This window comes from Pseudomonas flavescens (genome assembly GCF_013408425.1).
GTDB classification, from domain to species: domain Bacteria; phylum Pseudomonadota; class Gammaproteobacteria; order Pseudomonadales; family Pseudomonadaceae; genus Aquipseudomonas; species Aquipseudomonas fulva_A.
This window is the reverse complement of record NZ_JACBYV010000001.1, coordinates 4841223-4857207: the sequence shown is the minus strand read 5'-3', so window position 1 is coordinate 4857207 and position 15985 is coordinate 4841223. Positions and strand designations below refer to the sequence as shown.

Genomic DNA, 15985 nt, shown 5'->3' with positions numbered 1-15985 from the left:
AATGGCAATCACACAACAGTCGCGCATGGCCAAGGTCAGCAGCCCGCTCGGCGCGAATGCGTTGGTCATGGAGCGCCTGAACGGCACCGAATCCCTCGGCCGCCTGTTCCAGTACCAGTTGAGCCTGGCGTCCGAAAACTCATCGCTGAAGCTCAACAACCTGCTCGGCAAGCCCATGGGCATCGCCGTGCAACTGGCCGATGGCAGCGACCGCTACTTCCACGGCATCGTCGCCCGTTGCAGCCAAACCGCCCATCGTGGTCAGTTCGCCAGTTACCAGGTCACGCTCAAGCCCTGGCTATGGCTGCTGTCGCGGACCTCCGACTGCCGGATCTTCCAGAGCAAGACCGTACCCGAGATCATCAAGCAGGTATTCCGAGATCTCGGCTTCTCCGATTTCGAAGACGCCCTCACCCGCTCCTATCGCGAGTGGGACTACTGCGTGCAGTACCGCGAGACCAGCTTCGACTTCGTCAGCCGGCTGATGGAACAGGAAGGCATCTACTACTACTTTCGCCACGAGCAGGAGCGTCACGTGCTGGTGCTCTGCGACGCCTACGGTGCGCACGGCACGGCACCCGGCTACGCCCGCGTGCCCTTCTACCCGCTCGACGATCAGATGCGCGAGCGCGACCACATTCATGACTGGCACCTGGTGCACGAAGTGCAACCCGGCTCCCTGGCGCTCAACGACTATGACTTCCAGCGCCCCAGCGCGCGCCTGGAAGTTCGCTCCAGCATCGCCCGCGAGCACAGCAACGCCGACTATCCGCTCTACGACTACCCGGGCGAGTACGTGCAGAGCAAGGACGGCGAGCAGTACGCGCGCAATCGCATCGAGGCGATTCAGGCCCAGCACGAGCAGATTCGCCTGAAGGGCAACGCCCGCGGCTTGGGCAGCGGTCATCTGTTCAGCCTCACCGACTACCCGCGCGATGACCAGAACCGCGAATACCTGATCGTCGACAGCGAATACACCATCACCCAGGACCTGTACGAGAGCGGCCGCGGCAGCGAGAGCTTCCAGTTCGACAGCAGCCTCACCTGCATCGACGCCAGCCAGGTGTTCCGCCCGCTGCCGCTGACCGTGCAGCCGATCGTGCAGGGACCGCAGACGGCCATGGTGGTCGGCCCCAAGGGCGAGGAGATCTGGACCGATCAGTTCGGCCGGGTGAAGGTGCATTTCTACTGGGATCGCCACGACCAGTCCAACGAGAACAGTTCCTGCTGGATCCGTGTATCGCAGAACTGGGCCGGCAAGAACTGGGGCTCCATCCAGATTCCGCGCATCGGCCAGGAAGTCATCGTCAGCTTTCTCGAGGGTGATCCCGACCGGCCGATCGTCACCGGTCGCGTCTACAACGCCGAACAGACGGTGCCCTACGAGCTGCCTGCCAACGCCACCCAGAGCGGCACCAAGAGCCGCTCGAGCAAGGGCGGCACGCCGGCCAACTTCAATGAAATCCGCATGGAAGACAAGAAGGGCGAGGAGCAGCTGTTCATCCATGCCGAGAAGAATCAGGACATCGAGGTCGAGAACGACGAGACCCATTGGGTGGGCCACGATCGCAGCAAGACCGTCGACAACGATGAGACGGTGCACGTCAAACACGATCGCACCGAAACGGTGGACAACCACGAGACCATCACCATCGGCGTCGACCGTACCGAAAAGGTCGGCAACAACGAAACCATCACCATCGGCGTGAACCGTAGCGAGCAGGTCGGCAGTAACGAGACCATCGCCATCGGCGCCAACCGTACCGAGAGCGTGGGCAGCAACGAAACCATCAGCATCGGCGCCAACCGCACCGAGAGCGTGGGCAGTAACGAAACCATCAGCATCGGCGCCAACCGTACCGAAAGCGTGGGCAACAGCGAGCGCACCACCATCGGCGCTGACCGTACCGCGCTGATCACCGCCAACGAGTATGTGCTCATCGGCGCCGATCTGGCGACCATGGCAGGCGGCAACGAGTCGCACTACGTGCGCGGCGAGCGCAATAGCCGCGTCCTCAAGGATGACAACCTGCATGTCGGCAAGAACTTCGTGCTCAAGGCCGGCGACTCGATCACCCTGCAGACCGGCGCTGCGAGCATCACCATGAAGAAGGACGGCACCATCGTCATTCGTGGCAAGAACATCAGCATCGACGGCTCCGGGGCGATCAACGTCAAGGCAGCCAAGAACATCGTGATGAAAGGCCAGAAGATCCTGCAGAACTGAGCAGCGATAGCGGCCATGGAGCAATGCGCATGACAGTCCAGTTCCACACCCCAGTCCCTGCCATCACCCGTCTCGACGGCGTGGTCATCGGTGTACTGCTCGATGTGCCGCAGGCGTCCAGCCCGGTCGTGGCATTCCCCGGCTGCCCAGCGGAGACCGGTATCGCCGCGACCACCACCACGACGCTCAGCCGTGAAGACATCGGCGCTCAGGTGGCGCTGATGTTCGTCGCCGGCGACCCATCTCAGCCGCTGGTGATCGGCCGCATCCAGCGCCTGCCGCAGGCACCTGCCAGCGCACCTGCGGCGGTGGCACACCTCGACGGCGAGCGCCTGGAATTCAGCGCCGAGCGCGAGATCGTGCTGCGCTGCGGCAAGGCCAGCATCACCCTGACCCGCGAAGGCAAGGTGCTGATCAAGGGCGCCTACCTGTCCAGCCGCTCCAGCGGCGTGAACCGCATCAAGGGCGGTTCGGTGCAGATCAACTAAGAAGCCGCCCATGGAACTGCTCAATGCCACGCGAATGGTGGCGGCCTACAACCAGGGTCTGGATGCCGATGGCCGCGAGTATCTGGTGGTCATCGTCAAGGGCACCTTCGACCTGCCAGTGGACGGCAGCGTGGCGCGCCTGCTGGAAACCCAGCAGCCGCTGCTGATGAGTGACACCTTCGCTGGCGAGCCCGGCCTGTCGGCCCCGCTGCGCGAGTTCGACTTCGCCCCCTTCAAGCCCTACTGCGACGTGCTGGTAAGTGGCAGCGCCCATGCTCCGGGCGGACTCCCCGTCACCCAGCTCACCGTCGGCATCCGCGTCGGCCGGGTCAGCAAGGCGTTCAGCGTATATGGACCACGGCAGTGGCAGCCCGGCGCTCTCGGCACCACCGCCGGACTGGCGCAGCCGTTCGTGCGTCAGGACATTTCCTACGCCAGCGCCTTCGGCGGCAGCCATCCGGCACCGGGCAACCACGAGCATCTGCTGTGCAACCTGCGCAACCCGGCCGGCCAGGGCTGGTACCCGCGCAGCCTGAGCGGCGGCACCGTGGTCGGCATGCCGATGCCCAATACCGAAAAGCTCGGCCAGCCCGTGGACGCCCCCCATGGCGACTTCGCCCCCATGGCGCTCGGCCCACTGGGCAAGCACTGGCAGGCCCGTGCCGGCTTTGCCGGCACCTACGACCAGGCCTGGCAGGACGAGCAGTTTCCTTTCCTGCCCCGGGACTTCGACGAGCGCTATTTCCAGGCGGCCCCAGCCGATCAGCAGACTGACTACCTCAAGGGCGGCGAAGAGGTTTTCCTGCTTGGCTTGCTGCCCACCGAGCGCGCCGGTTTCCGGGTGCCCAGCGTGCGCATGCCGGTGACCTATTTCCTCAGCGGCGGCGGCCATGAAACGACGCAGGCGGTAATCGACACCCTGCTGGTCGACACCGACGCCAACCAGGTGGAAATCACCTGGCGCACCCGCCGGCCAGTCAAGCGCAGCCTGTTCGAGATCGCCCAGGTGCTGGTCGGTGAGAAGTCCCGAGCCTGGTGGCGCGCCCGCGAGCTGGGCAAGGATTACTACCCGTCGCTGGCCGCCCTGAGCCGCAGCCGCCTGGCCGAGGATGAATCGTCATGAGCGCCCTCAGCATCCTCTCCAGCGGTATGGTCAGCGCCGTGGGCCTGAGCGCGCCGGCCAGTTGCGCGGCGATCCGCTGCGCCCTCGACAACTTTCAGGAAACCCGCTTCATCGACGGCGGCGGTGAGTGGCAAGTCGCTGCCAGCGTGCCTCTGGAAGAGCCCTGGCGCGGCCGATTCAAGCTGGTGAAGATGGCAGCCCGCGCCATCGCCGAAAGCCTGGCGGCGGTGCCAGGCCTGGATTGCGCCAATACGCCGCTGCTGCTCGGCGTCGCCGAACTGGATCGCCCGGGCCGTAGCGATGGCCTGGACAGCAGCCTGCTGCGCGACATCGAGCGCGAGCTGGGCGTGCAGTTTCATGGCGCGTCCACGCTGATACCGCGCGGCCGAGTCAGCGCCGGCGTGGCGCTGCTCAATGCACGCCGGCTGATCCACGAAGGTGGCCATCGGCATGTGCTGATCGCCGGGGTCGACTCGTTTCTCAACGCAACCACCCTGTCGGCCTTCGAGCAACGCCAGCGACTGCTCACCAGCCGCCATTCCAATGGCTTCATCCCCGGCGAAGGCGCGGCGACAGTCGTCGTCGGCGCACCGGTGCGCCAGGACGCCGAACAGCTGATCTGCTTCGGGCTGGGCTTTGGCATCGAGAAGGCCACCGTGGAAGCCGACGACATCCCGCTGCGCGCCGACGGCCTGGTGCAGGCCACCCAGGCGGCGCTCAAGGACGGCAACTGCCGTATGGAGCAGATGGACTACCGCCTGACCGACAACTCCGGCGAGCAGTATTACTTCAAGGAAGCGGCCCTGGCGCTGAGCCGCACGCTGCGGGTGGTCAAGGAGGAGTTCGACATCTGGCACCCCGCCGACTGCATCGGCGAGTGTGGCGCGGCCATCGGCCCGGCCATGCTGGCGGTGGCCCTGGCCGCATCTCGCAAGGGCTACGGTCTCGGTTCGAACATCGTCTATCAACTGGGCAACGACGCCGGCGAACGTGTCGTCGCGCTGCTCAGCTATCAACGGGTGGGAGCTGCCTGATGGCCAACGAGGTCTATGCCAACAACCGGGAAATTTCCTGCAAATCGGCCAGCGGCAAGTCCATCGCTGCCTTTCCCGACGTCTGCTTTACGCCACCGCAGACGCCGCCGATGCCCTTGGGCATCCCGATCCCGTACCCCAACACCGGGCTATCCAAGGACACCACCAAGGGCACGCGCACCATCCGCATCACCCGCAAGGAAGTGATGCTCAAGAACAAGAGCTACTACAAGACCAGCTACGGCGACGAACCCGGCCGCGCCCCGAAGAAAGGCATCATCACCAGCAAGATCAAGGGCAAGGTGTACTTCACCTCCTGGTCGATGGACGTCAAGTTCGAAGGCAAGAACGTGGTCCGGCATATGGACCTGACCACCCATAACCATGGGTCGATGCCGGGGAATACGCCCACCTGGCCGTATCTGGATCAGACGGCGGTGAGCAAGGGTGAAGGGCCGTGCAAGGAAGACATCAAGAAAGAGAAGGATGCCTGTAAGGATTTTTCACCCCATAAGCCGGATGGCCCTAGCCCCTGCCCTCCGGATGGAAAACCGGAAACCCAACAGGCGGCAAACGCTTACGCCGACAAGGTTGGTGCAGACAAATGCCTGAGCGCCAGGCGATGTCAGCTCACCCCGTACAAACCCACTGCGGGGCAAGCCGGTTGTTGCCCAGGACAAACAGGCCACCACTTGGTTGAAGCAGGTTCTTTCTTCAACAAGGGGCGTGGCGGTAAGGAATCGAAGGCAATCAAGGGAACGAGCCCCTACAACGGCGACAAGGCTCCCTGCATCTGTGTGGAAGGCTGCAATCAGTACCACGGCACACACGGGTTGATGCATACCTATCAGAGCAACGCAGCACTCAATAGCGGCGCGCAGTCAAAGCGAATCACCTTCGAAGATGACAGCTCGGCTCGCTTGGTCAGCGTTACCTACGGCCAGGCCAAAGGCTTTGGCGTGAAGGCAGTAGGCAAAACATTTCCCGAATCAGGCTGCGACCCGGCGTGCACGGAAGCGCAGTTGGATGCCTATCACAACCAATGTGGCATCGATGATCAAACGGATTGCCGCATGATTGCGACCGGGTACAAAGGTGACGACGCCCAGAAGGCAGCGGATGCGGCAGTCAAAGCTCGATCAAAGAAGTTGCGCGCTACAAGCACTAAATCAAGTCGATAGTAATAGGTGCAGCCGATGTCAGATAGAAAGAGCCGGACAGATACCTTCATTACGGGGGCTGTTCGGTACAACGATCTCGCTTATATCGTTACCCAAGACGACAGCCTCGAGGCACGGATTGAGCACTCTCACTTGTACAGCTGGGATGCAGGACAGTGGGGTTACGACGATATGAAAGACTGGCCCACTGTCAGTGTAACTATTACCCGAGAACATCTAGAACAAGCTCTGTTCATGTCGCCCTATGGTGATATCCGTCTATTCGGTAGCGGCCAGGAGAACGACGAAAAGATTAAAACGCCTGATGGAGATCCCATCGATCGCGGCCATTTGAGACAAGCACGAACGATCGGCCAGAAAACATTTGCTGTTGGAATGGGCCGACAAGTTTATCGACGTGATGGCGTTGATCACTGGACCTGCCTCGATCAAACCATCCGCCCCGCAATCGGCGAAACGAAAGGCTTCGAGTCCATCGATGGCTTTGACGAAAGCGATCTATACGCTGTTGGATGGGATGGCGAGATCTGGCACTACAACGGCCAACAATGGAGCCAAAAGGAAAGCCCGACCAACCTCCTGCTGACCCGTGTGCTCTGCGCCGGAGATGGTCAGGTCTATGCCTCGGGCCGGCGCGGACTTCTGATCGTAGGTCGTGGTGACAGCTGGCAGCCAATCGAGCAGGAGGATATCAGCAGCGACATATGGGATCTGGCCTGGTATGACGGCACGCTCTACCTCTCTACACTGCGTGGCTTGTATACGCTTCAGGGTGACAGCCTGGTAGCAGTGGACTTCGGAGAGGACACGCCGGCTACTTACTATCACCTCAGTGTGGCTGACGGTGTACTGTGGTCATTCGGCGCCAAGGACATCATGGCCTTCGACGGCAGTACCTGGACCCGCATCGACTGATGATCGCCACCATCCTCGACCAACACGCTGAAGAAGCCGCCTTCCTCGCCGGACTGCGCAGCTATGCCGTCGGCGCGCCCCATTATGACCTGGGGCATCTCGGCGACCTGGACGAGCGGATCGAGGCGCATCTCGATGGGCTGCAGATCGCTGGTCTCAAGGGACTTCACCTGTTGCTGGAGCAACTCACCCCACACGCCCAGGGCGAAGTATTCGCTACGGCTGCGCTGGCACTGCGGCTGAGCAACGACAGCGCTCTGCAGACGCTGTATCAGCACCTGCACGCCAACCCCGAGGGCGAGCCGTTTCTTGTCGCCGCATTGGGCTGGCTGGAGTGGCCCGAAGTCTGCCCGCTGATCGAGCGCGATCTGCATGCCACTGACGTACAGCGCCGCCGTATCGCTCTGGCGGCCCACGCCCTGCACGGCAAGGACCCAGGCCCGGCGTTGCTCTCGGCCCTCGGCCACGGTGATACCAGCGTACTGGCCGCCGCAGCTCGGCTGGCTGGTACCCTGCGGCGCCGCGACCTGCTGCAGCCGCTGCGTCAGCACCGCCTGCACGGTGACGATGAGGTGCGTTTCTGGAGCAACTGGGCCAGCGCCCAGATGGGTGACCAGGAAGCGCTCGGCAACCTGCGCCTGTTCGCCGAACAGCCGGGTGAACGGCGCCGGCCCGCGCTCGAGGTGCTGCTCGCCTGGCAACCGCGGGAGGCCAGCGTCGCCTGGTTACGCGGTCTGATGCAGAGCGAGGCGCATCGCCACATGGCGATCCAGGCCATCGGCCTGCTCGGTGATCCGCAGACCGTTCCCTGGCTGATTCGGCAGATGCACGAACTGCCTACAGCCCGTGCGGCAGGTGAAGCGTTCGGCCTGATTACCGGCGCCGACCTCGCGGAACTCGACCTGGAATTGAGCGTCTATCCCGACTACGACGACGGCCCTACCGATGATCCATCCGACGCCAACGTCAGCATGGGCCCGGACATCGACCTGCCCTGGCCCGATCCGCATCAGGTCGAACAATGGTGGCAAGGCCAGCAGCAGCGCTTGCAACCAGGCACCGGGTATTTGCTGGGCCAGCCGTTCAGCGAGCGACAATGCATGGCCGTGCTGCGCAGCGGCACACAGCGGCAGCGACGTGCAGCGGCCAGCTTGCTAGCGCGCTACCAGCCGACCAGCGTGCTGTTTGCAAGCGATGCACCGGCGCGCCGGCAAAAGCGATTGCTGGGCTGCTGAGCCGAAGCGATCAACGACACAAGGAGAGTGCGAACATGCTCAAGAAATCCCGACCGGCTCCGTCGCTATACTCCAGCGCCAGCCATGGGCAGAAATCCCGCTCGAAGAAACCGCCTGCTCACCGGCACGCCTACTCCATCGGTCTGCGCACAGCGCCGCTGATTCCGCCCCGCCGCAGCAATCAACCTGCGGCACGTCCCGAAACGCTCAGCCATTCGGCGAAGGAACGACCTTGAACCGCAAATCACTCTCCTGCTGCGCATTGCTGCTTATCGGACTACTCACACAGGGTTACGCCATGGCTTTTTCCAAGACGCTTTATCTGTTCTCCGAGGTAGAGGGCACCGTGTTGCTCGACGGCAAACCTGTTCAGGGTGTGGAGATAGAACAGGAATATCACTGGCACTGGAAAAACGAGCACCGCACCAACACCACACAATCCGATGCCCAAGGCCGCTTTCAACTGCCGGCCGTGACTGCGAAATCACTGACGGCAGGCTTCATGCCCCACGAGCCGGTGACCGGCCAGCGCATCACCCTGCGCTATCAGGGCAAGGAACACAAAGGCTGGGTATTCACCAAACACAATTACGACAACCTGGGTGAGGTGCAGGGCCGCCCACTGAAGTTCATCTGTGAGCTCAACAGCGAACCCGTCGCTCACCCGGAAACTGAAACATTCGGCATCTGCGTTCTTCAGTAACGCCCCATCATCAGACCAGAAGGATTCGGCTGTGAACCCCTTGAGCCCCAAACAATCCGCGCAGATCGCAACGCATGTCTACACCGTCAAGGATGCCGTCATGTCATCCAAGGGCGGTGTGGAGGATGAAGCCGCCCGTCTCGGGCTGAGCAACTCATTCGACTTCTCCAATCTGCAAATGGCCAGTGGAACCAGCGGTGCTGTTTTCCGTACACGGACAGGCTTCGCCTATGCCGTACACGGCGTAGGGGGGCGGCAGGGAGAGATGCTGCTGGCATTTCGCGGTACCGACACCTTTGCAGATGCGATGACCGATGCGAATGCCGGCCTGCAACGCGGCCCGAGCACCTGGCCTGTGCACGCGGGCTTCAACGAAACATTCAAGTCGTTACGCAACGATCTCGATTCCTTCATGCGCGGGCGCAACCCCAGCACCGTGCACTGCGTGGGCCACAGCCTGGGCGGTGCGCTGGCGACCCTGGCGGCGGATCACCTCAGTGAGCTCGGCGTGGCCGGAATCAAGCTCTACACCTTCGGCTCACCACGCACCGGCGTCGGCGGCTTCGCCCGACACCTGAGCGGCAAGCTGGGCGCCACCAACATCCATCGCGTTTACCACAGCGCCGACCCGGTGAGCATGGTGCCGATCTTCCCGTTCAGCCATGTGCCGGTCAGTGGCAATGTCTGCATGATCCCCTGGAAGGGCGCACAGATCAGCCCCAACGCACACCGTATGACCCAGTACCTGCCCGCCATTGGCGATGCCACCTGGACAGGGCTGTATCGCAACCCTGAGCCGCCACTCGATCGGGAAATCGACATCTGGCTGGAGAGCGCCAGCTACGGCCCCACCATGCATTCCGCAGCGACATTGTGGATGATCTCCAAGGCCATGCAGTACCTGCTCAAGAAGGCGGCCAATATCGTCATCGGCAGCGCGATCACCGTGAGCATGACCGTGCTAGATCAGATTGCCAGTGTCCTGGTGCAGGGCGCACAGCTTTGCAAGGACATCAGCGATTCGATCCGCGCCCTGATCGTGAAAATCTTCAAGTTCCTGGGTCGCGCAGTGCCGGCCACCATCGAAGTGACCACGTTCTTCCTGCGCTGGGTGCTCGATCTGCTGGCCAGGGCGGTTGTCGACATGGCGCGCCAAGCCATGCAGCTCGTGATTCGCTCGTGAATCGCTGAATGACGGTGGCGCCCGAACGGGCGCCACCGTTCATCACAGGTCGCTTTCCTCGACCATCCGTGCGTTGCTGGCATCCAGCGCATACGCAGCGTCGGCCAGGTCGTTGCTGACCGGCTCGATCTTCAGCGTACCGTTGACCCAGAGTGGCTCGTAGATATCGTCCAGGGCGATACCCTTGGGATAGCGCACCAGCACCAGCTGGTTGGGCGGCGGTGGTGGAACGTGGATGCAGGCGCCTGGGTAGGGCACCAGGAAGAACAGCGTGCTGCGCCCGGCGTTGTCGGTTTCCAGCGGAACCGGGTAGCCGCCGAGGCGAATCTTCTTGCCGTTCATGGCCGGCACCGTCTTGGCCGAATACATGACTGCGGGCAAGCCCTTTTCCTGTTGCTTGAGGCCACCCTTGCTGTCGAAGCTGCCAGCCGCTTCAGGGCTGTCGTGGGTGATCTCGGGCATCTGCTCCAGCGCTCGCTGATCCTCTTCGGGCATCAGCTCCAGCCAGTCGGTTTCGGGGAGTTCGGCGCGGGCGAAGCCGCTCAACAACAGCAGGACCAACAGCAGGTAACGCATCGACGGGGACTCACGGTGGTAATGGCCAACAGGGAGTAGCCGGGCGTCGACGCGTCAGGCTACCGGTTCAGCGTTTCTTGGTGATCAAGCCGTAGATCACCAGCAGGATGATCGCACCAACCACCGCGCCGATGAAACCGGCGCCTTCACCCGCCTGGTAGATACCCAGTGCCTGACCACCGTAAGTGGCGGCGATGGAGCCACCGATACCCAGCAGGATGGTCATGATCCAACCCATGCTGTCATCGCCTGGCTTGAGGAAACGGGCGATCAACCCGACGATCAGGCCGATTAAAATAGTGCCGATAATACCCATGACGCCCTCCAGAATAGAAAAAGGCGCCGCACGAATGCGGCGCCTTCCATCTGACGAGCGCAGCGCTGGAGAGGTTCAACCTCCCGCGCCAGACGCCTAGCCTGCTGCTATCAGTGCCTGTACGTCGGCGATACGGCTATCGAGGGTCGCCCGATCCGCACAGCGCAATGTGGCATGGCCAACCTTGCGTCCGGCCTTGAAGGCCTTACCGTAGTGATGCAGATGGCAATCATCGATGGCCACCACCTTATCCACAGCCGGTACGCTGCCGATGAAGTTGAGCATGGCGCTCTCGCCGACCTTGGTGGTCGAGCCCAGCGGCAGGCCGGCGACGGCACGCAGGTGGTTCTCGAACTGGCTGCACTCGGCACCTTCGATGGTCCAGTGCCCGGAGTTGTGTACCCGCGGCGCGATCTCGTTGGCCTTGAGACCACCGTCGACCTCGAAGAACTCGAAAGCCATGACGCCAACGTAATCGAGTTGCTCCAGCACACGGCCGACGTAGTCTTCGGCCAGCGTTTGCAGCGGATGCTCGGTGCTGGCCACGGACAGGCTGAGAATGCCGCTGTCGTGGGTGTTGTGCACCAGCGGGTAGAAGCGCGTCTCGCCATCACGGCCGCGCACGGCGACCAGCGACACTTCACCACTGAACGGTACGAAACCTTCGAGGATGCACGGAACGCTACCCAGTTCGGCGAAGGCGCCGGTGACGTCTTCAGGCTTGCGCAGAACCTTCTGGCCCTTGCCGTCGTAACCCAGGGTACGGGTCTTCATCACCGCCGGCAGGCCAATGCTGGCAGCCGCCGCATCGAGATCGGCCTGGGACTGTATGTCGGCGAATTCCGGCGTGGGAATGCCCAGATCACGGAACATCGACTTCTCGAACCAGCGATCACGGGCGATGCGCAGCGCCTCGGCACCCGGGTAGACCGGCACGAACTGAGACAGGAACGCCACGGTTTCGGCGGGTACGCTTTCGAACTCGAAGGTCACCAGATCGACTTCATCGGCCAGTTGGCGTAAATGATCCTGATCGCCGTAATCGGCACGGATATGTTCGCCCAGCGCCTGTGCGCAGGCATCCGGGGCCGGGTCGAGAAACGCGAAATTCATGCCCAGCGGTGTACCCGCCAGGGCCAGCATGCGGCCGAGCTGGCCGCCCCCGATCACGCCGATCTTCATCACTGCGCCCTCGGGTCCGGGTTGTCCAGCACGGTATTGGTCTGCTCGTCGCGGAACTGCTTGAGCGCCGCGTGGAACTGCGGGTGCTGATGACCGAGGATGCTCGCCGCCAGCAGCGCGGCATTGATGGCACCAGCACGGCCGATAGCCAGGGTGGCGACTGGAATGCCAGCCGGCATCTGCACGATGGACAGCAGCGAGTCGACGCCCGACAGCATCGACGACTGCACCGGCACGCCGAGCACCGGCAGGTGAGTCTTGGCGGCGCACATGCCAGGCAGGTGGGCGGCACCACCGGCACCGGCGATGATCACCTGGATACCACGGCCTTCGGCTTCTTCAGCGTACTGGAACAGCAGATCCGGGGTGCGGTGGGCAGAAACCACCTTCACTTCGTTGGGAATGCCTAATTTATCCAGCATCTCGACGGTATGGCTCAGGGTGCTCCAGTCGGATTTGGAACCCATGATCACGCCAACCAGTGCGCTCATCGTCGTGCCTCTCTCGTCTCGGGCGCTTGGCGCCGCGGCAGAAACAACAAACCACGCGGTAGGCGTGGTTTGCGGAAACCGGCAATTATACTGCAGTCGTGCGCAAATCGATAATCGGCCGCCCGTCGGAAGTCCGGGCGATAACGCCGGCTATTGTCCTGAGGCAATGCCAGGCGTGGCAGACCTTCCATACTGAGGTTCTTCATCAGAGAGGACCGCGCCATGCGACAGACCATGCAAGCAGCCGTCGTTCATGCCTTTGGCGAGCCCTTGCGGCTCGAGGAAGTGAAGGTTCCGCTGCCCGGCCCCGGGCAGATACTGGTGAAGATCGAGGCAGCCGGCGTCTGCCACACCGACCTGCACGCCGCCGACGGCGACTGGCCGGTGAAACCCAGCCTGCCGTTCATCCCCGGGCATGAAGGCGTTGGCCATGTCGCAGCGGTGGGCGCTGGCGTGACCCGCATCCGTGAAGGCGACCGCGTCGGCGTGCCCTGGCTGTATACCGCCTGCGGATGCTGCGAGCACTGCCTCACGGGCTGGGAAACCCTCTGCGCCGATCAGCAGAACACCGGCTATTCGGTGAACGGCAGCTACGCCGAGTACGTGCTGGCCGACCCCAACTATGTGGGTGTTCTGCCGAAGAACGTCGAATTCGCCGAGATCGCGCCGATCCTCTGCGCAGGCGTCACCGTCTACAAGGGCCTGAAAGTCACCGGTGCGCGCCCCGGTCAGTGGGTGGCCATTTCCGGCATCGGCGGCCTGGGCCACGTCGCCGTGCAGTACGCTCGCGCCATGGGCCTGCACGTGGCCGCCATCGATGTCGACGATGCCAAGCTGGAGCTGGCCAGGAAACTCGGTGCCAGCCTGACCATCAATGCCCGCCACGAAAATCCGGTCGACGTCATTCAGCGCGATATCGGCGGAGCCCATGGCGTGTTGGTCACGGCAGTGTCGAACAGCGCTTTCGGTCAGGCCATCGGCATGGCGCGCCGCGGCGGCACCGTCGCGCTGGTGGGGCTGCCACCAGGCGATTTTCCCACGCCGATATTCGATGTGGTGCTCAAGGCCATCAGCATCACCGGCTCCATCGTCGGCACCCGCGCGGATCTGCAGGAGGCCCTGGACTTCGCTGGCGAGGGGCTGGTCAAGGCGACCATTCACCGCGATACGCTGGATAACGTCAATGGCATCCTCGAGCAGTTGCGCGCCGGCAAGGTCGAGGGTCGGGTGGTCATGCAATTCTGAGCGCGGGTTCGCCAGAGGGGAACGCAGTCACATCCTTCGCTGTCGGACGCCTCTAGAATTCCACCAACTCCATGAAAAGGACTACGCCATGACACGGCTGTCGCTGCTTATCGCCGCCACCCTCCTCACCGCCAATGCCAGTGCACTGGAGCTCGCCAAATATCCCAAGGCCTTCACCACCGGTGACGGAGTCAGCGTCATCGTCGCGCCCAGCAGTGATGAAAAGCAGGCACTGGTGCAGATCAACGGCATCAACCATCCCCTGGATGAAGTGGTACTGCTGACCGACGTGAAAGCGCGCGGCCAACAGGAAAACGACTACACCACCACGCTCGATGGCAGCGCCTATGTTCTCATCGGCCAGCGCCAGTCCTGGGGCGGAGAGTCCTACCAGCTGTACCTGCCCAACGACCGCGAGCCCCGTTATCTGGGCCTCGACGAAAAGGCCAGCAAGGCCGTCAAGACCACCGAACTGCTGGCGCTCTACGAGAAGCAGAAGAAGGATGGCGTGCAGGAAAAACTCACCCGCTTCGACCGTGAGAAACGCCAGCAGTATCACGTCGAGCAATTGAAAGAGATGGACGCACAGGCTTCAGCCAACTGCGGCAGCCCGGTGAAAACCGAAGTCGATCTGAAAAACCTCGATGAGAAGCTGATGAAGGAAGTGAGCATCTCCAGCTATTGCGGCGAGGTGGTCAACCAGATGGGCAACCTGTGCAGCAGTGCTCCAGACTTCAAGAAGCAAGCGGCCAAATTCGACACCGTGCAGTGCAGCTTCGGTGCCGACATGAAGATTCGTGAACAAGGCGACCGCATCCTTTTCACCACCGAACGTGAGGCGGCCAACCAGGGCGACTTCATCAAGGCATTCCTGCGCAACCTGTGAATCTGATGCAAGGGCGACCCCGGTCGCCCCACCCCTCTACGTTCGGATTCCCGAACGAAAAGCTTTCGGAAAACCGAACATCCGAATTACATGCCCTGCCAGAAAAACCCTTATAGAACTAAATTTCTATATTTTTCAATGAGTTGAAATCACAACAAGCGGCAATGCACGCCTGGCACACATCCTGCTCTCTATCCCGTCAGGAATGCGATAGCTCTTCCACACGGAAGCACGTACCACGCTGTACGGCTTCGATAACAACAACACCGAGGAAATCGACCCATGCGTATTGTCCCCCGCGTACTGGCTGTAGCCGTTGCCGCCGCCCTGATGTCCAGCCCGGTTTTCGCGGCTGAACTGACCGGCACCCTGAAGAAGATCAAGGACTCGGGCACCATCACCCTGGGTCACCGTGACTCGTCCATCCCCTTCTCGTACTTCGGCGACACCTCCAAGCAGCCGGTTGGCTACTCCCATGACCTGCAGCTCAAGGTCGTCGAAGAGCTGAAAAAGGAACTGGAGCTGCCTGACCTTAAGGTGCGCTACAACCTGGTGACCTCCCAGACCCGTATCCCGCTGGTACAGAACGGCACCGTGGATCTGGAGTGCGGCTCCACCACCAACAACGTCGAGCGTCAGCGTCAGGTCGATTTCTCCGTCGGCATCTTCGAGGTCGGCACCCGTCTGCTGACCAAGAAAAGCAGCGGCGTCAACGATTTCGATGACCTCAAGGGCAAGAACGTGGTGACCACCGCTGGCACCACCTCCGAGCGCCTGCTCAAGTCCATGAACGCCGAGAAGAAGATGGGCATGAACGTGATTTCCGCCAAGGATCACGGCGAGTCCTTCCTGATGCTCGAATCCAACCGCGCCGTGGCCTTCATGATGGATGACGCCCTGCTCGCCGGCGAAATGGCCAAGGCCAAGAAGCCGGATGACTGGCATGTGGTCGGCACCCCGCAGTCCTTCGAGATCTACGGCTGCATGGTTCGCAAAGGCGACGAAGGCTTCAAGAAGGTGGTCGACAAGGCCATCAGCGCGACCTTCGCATCGGGCGAAATCAACGACATCTACAACAAGTGGTTCCAGCAGCCGGTACCACCGAAAGGTCTGAACCTCAATTTCCCCATGAGCGACGAGCTGAAGAAGCTGATCGCCGAACCAACCGACAAGTCTGTAGAGCAGATCTGACGGTGTGAT

The 15985-nt window shown here is 62.2% G+C and carries 16 protein-coding genes; 12 read left to right on the top strand and 4 right to left on the bottom strand.

What is annotated here, in order from left to right; genetic code table 11:
- Position 1: 1 nt before the first annotated feature.
- The 9 genes from FHR27_RS21710 to FHR27_RS21670 all read left to right on the top strand — a co-directional run bounded on the left by FHR27_RS21710 (position 2) and on the right by FHR27_RS21670 (position 10089).
- Positions 2 to 2227, top strand: coding sequence for a type VI secretion system Vgr family protein (locus FHR27_RS21710; RefSeq protein WP_179539535.1), 2226 nt, complete (start codon positions 2 to 4; stop codon positions 2225 to 2227).
- A 29-nt stretch (positions 2228 to 2256) separates the two neighbouring features.
- A complete protein-coding gene (locus FHR27_RS21705) occupies positions 2257 to 2715 on the top strand; it encodes a DUF6484 domain-containing protein (RefSeq protein WP_042553371.1) in 459 nt (152 codons plus the stop codon).
- 10 nt (positions 2716 to 2725) lie between these two features.
- Complete coding sequence (locus FHR27_RS21700) at positions 2726 to 3838, top strand: DUF2169 family type VI secretion system accessory protein (protein WP_179539534.1); 1113 nt, start codon at positions 2726 to 2728, stop codon at positions 3836 to 3838.
- On the top strand, positions 3835 to 4872 hold the full coding sequence (locus FHR27_RS21695) for a hypothetical protein (RefSeq protein WP_179539533.1): 1038 nt from the start codon (positions 3835 to 3837) through the stop codon (positions 4870 to 4872). Before FHR27_RS21700 ends, FHR27_RS21695 begins: the two co-directional genes overlap by 4 nt.
- Positions 4872 to 6053, top strand: coding sequence for a PAAR-like domain-containing protein (locus FHR27_RS21690; protein WP_179539532.1), 1182 nt, complete (start codon positions 4872 to 4874; stop codon positions 6051 to 6053). Before FHR27_RS21695 ends, FHR27_RS21690 begins: the two co-directional genes overlap by 1 nt.
- A gap of 15 nt (positions 6054 to 6068) precedes the next feature.
- Positions 6069 to 6968: a hypothetical protein gene (locus tag FHR27_RS21685; RefSeq protein ID WP_179539531.1), complete on the top strand. Its 900-nt coding sequence runs from the start codon at positions 6069 to 6071 to the stop codon at positions 6966 to 6968.
- Positions 6968 to 8203: a TIGR02270 family protein gene (locus tag FHR27_RS21680; protein WP_179539530.1), complete on the top strand. Its 1236-nt coding sequence runs from the start codon at positions 6968 to 6970 to the stop codon at positions 8201 to 8203. The genes FHR27_RS21685 and FHR27_RS21680 overlap by 1 nt, the downstream gene beginning before the upstream one ends.
- Positions 8204 to 8501: 298 nt before the next feature.
- Complete coding sequence (locus FHR27_RS21675; RefSeq protein ID WP_257026966.1) at positions 8502 to 8906, top strand: DUF4198 domain-containing protein; 405 nt, start codon at positions 8502 to 8504, stop codon at positions 8904 to 8906.
- Positions 8907 to 9006: 100 nt separating this feature from the next.
- On the top strand, positions 9007 to 10089 hold the full coding sequence (locus FHR27_RS21670; protein WP_052493776.1) for a lipase family protein: 1083 nt from the start codon (positions 9007 to 9009) through the stop codon (positions 10087 to 10089).
- A gap of 42 nt (positions 10090 to 10131) precedes the next feature.
- Here the strand turns inward: FHR27_RS21670 and FHR27_RS21665 are convergent, their stop codons facing one another.
- The 4 genes from FHR27_RS21665 to purE all read right to left on the bottom strand — a co-directional run bounded on the left by FHR27_RS21665 (position 10132) and on the right by purE (position 12654).
- A complete protein-coding gene (locus tag FHR27_RS21665) occupies positions 10132 to 10665 on the bottom strand; it encodes a DUF3299 domain-containing protein (RefSeq protein ID WP_179539529.1) in 534 nt (177 codons plus the stop codon).
- A gap of 67 nt (positions 10666 to 10732) precedes the next feature.
- On the bottom strand, positions 10733 to 10981 hold the full coding sequence (locus tag FHR27_RS21660) for a GlsB/YeaQ/YmgE family stress response membrane protein (RefSeq protein WP_042553380.1): 249 nt from the start codon (positions 10979 to 10981) through the stop codon (positions 10733 to 10735).
- A 96-nt stretch (positions 10982 to 11077) separates the two neighbouring features.
- Positions 11078 to 12163, bottom strand: a complete 1086-nt coding sequence (locus tag FHR27_RS21655; RefSeq protein ID WP_179540137.1) for a 5-(carboxyamino)imidazole ribonucleotide synthase — start codon at positions 12161 to 12163, stop codon at positions 11078 to 11080.
- Positions 12163 to 12654 carry a 5-(carboxyamino)imidazole ribonucleotide mutase gene (gene purE, locus FHR27_RS21650; protein WP_179539528.1) on the bottom strand — a complete coding sequence of 164 codons (492 nt, stop codon included), beginning with the start codon at positions 12652 to 12654 and terminating at the stop codon, positions 12163 to 12165. Before purE ends, FHR27_RS21655 begins: the two co-directional genes overlap by 1 nt.
- A 222-nt stretch (positions 12655 to 12876) precedes the next feature.
- On the opposite strand from purE, the gene adhP reads away from it, so the two are divergent.
- The 3 genes from adhP to FHR27_RS21635 all read left to right on the top strand — a co-directional run bounded on the left by adhP (position 12877) and on the right by FHR27_RS21635 (position 15976).
- Positions 12877 to 13899, top strand: a complete 1023-nt coding sequence (gene adhP / locus FHR27_RS21645) for an alcohol dehydrogenase AdhP (RefSeq protein WP_042553383.1) — start codon at positions 12877 to 12879, stop codon at positions 13897 to 13899.
- A gap of 88 nt (positions 13900 to 13987) precedes the next feature.
- The gene (locus FHR27_RS21640; RefSeq protein ID WP_179539527.1) at positions 13988 to 14785 is read left to right on the top strand and encodes a hypothetical protein; all 798 of its coding nucleotides are present in this window, start codon (positions 13988 to 13990) and stop codon (positions 14783 to 14785) included.
- A 282-nt stretch (positions 14786 to 15067) separates the two neighbouring features.
- The gene (locus FHR27_RS21635; protein ID WP_042553385.1) at positions 15068 to 15976 is read left to right on the top strand and encodes a glutamate/aspartate ABC transporter substrate-binding protein; all 909 of its coding nucleotides are present in this window, start codon (positions 15068 to 15070) and stop codon (positions 15974 to 15976) included.
- Positions 15977 to 15985 lie beyond the last annotated feature (9 nt).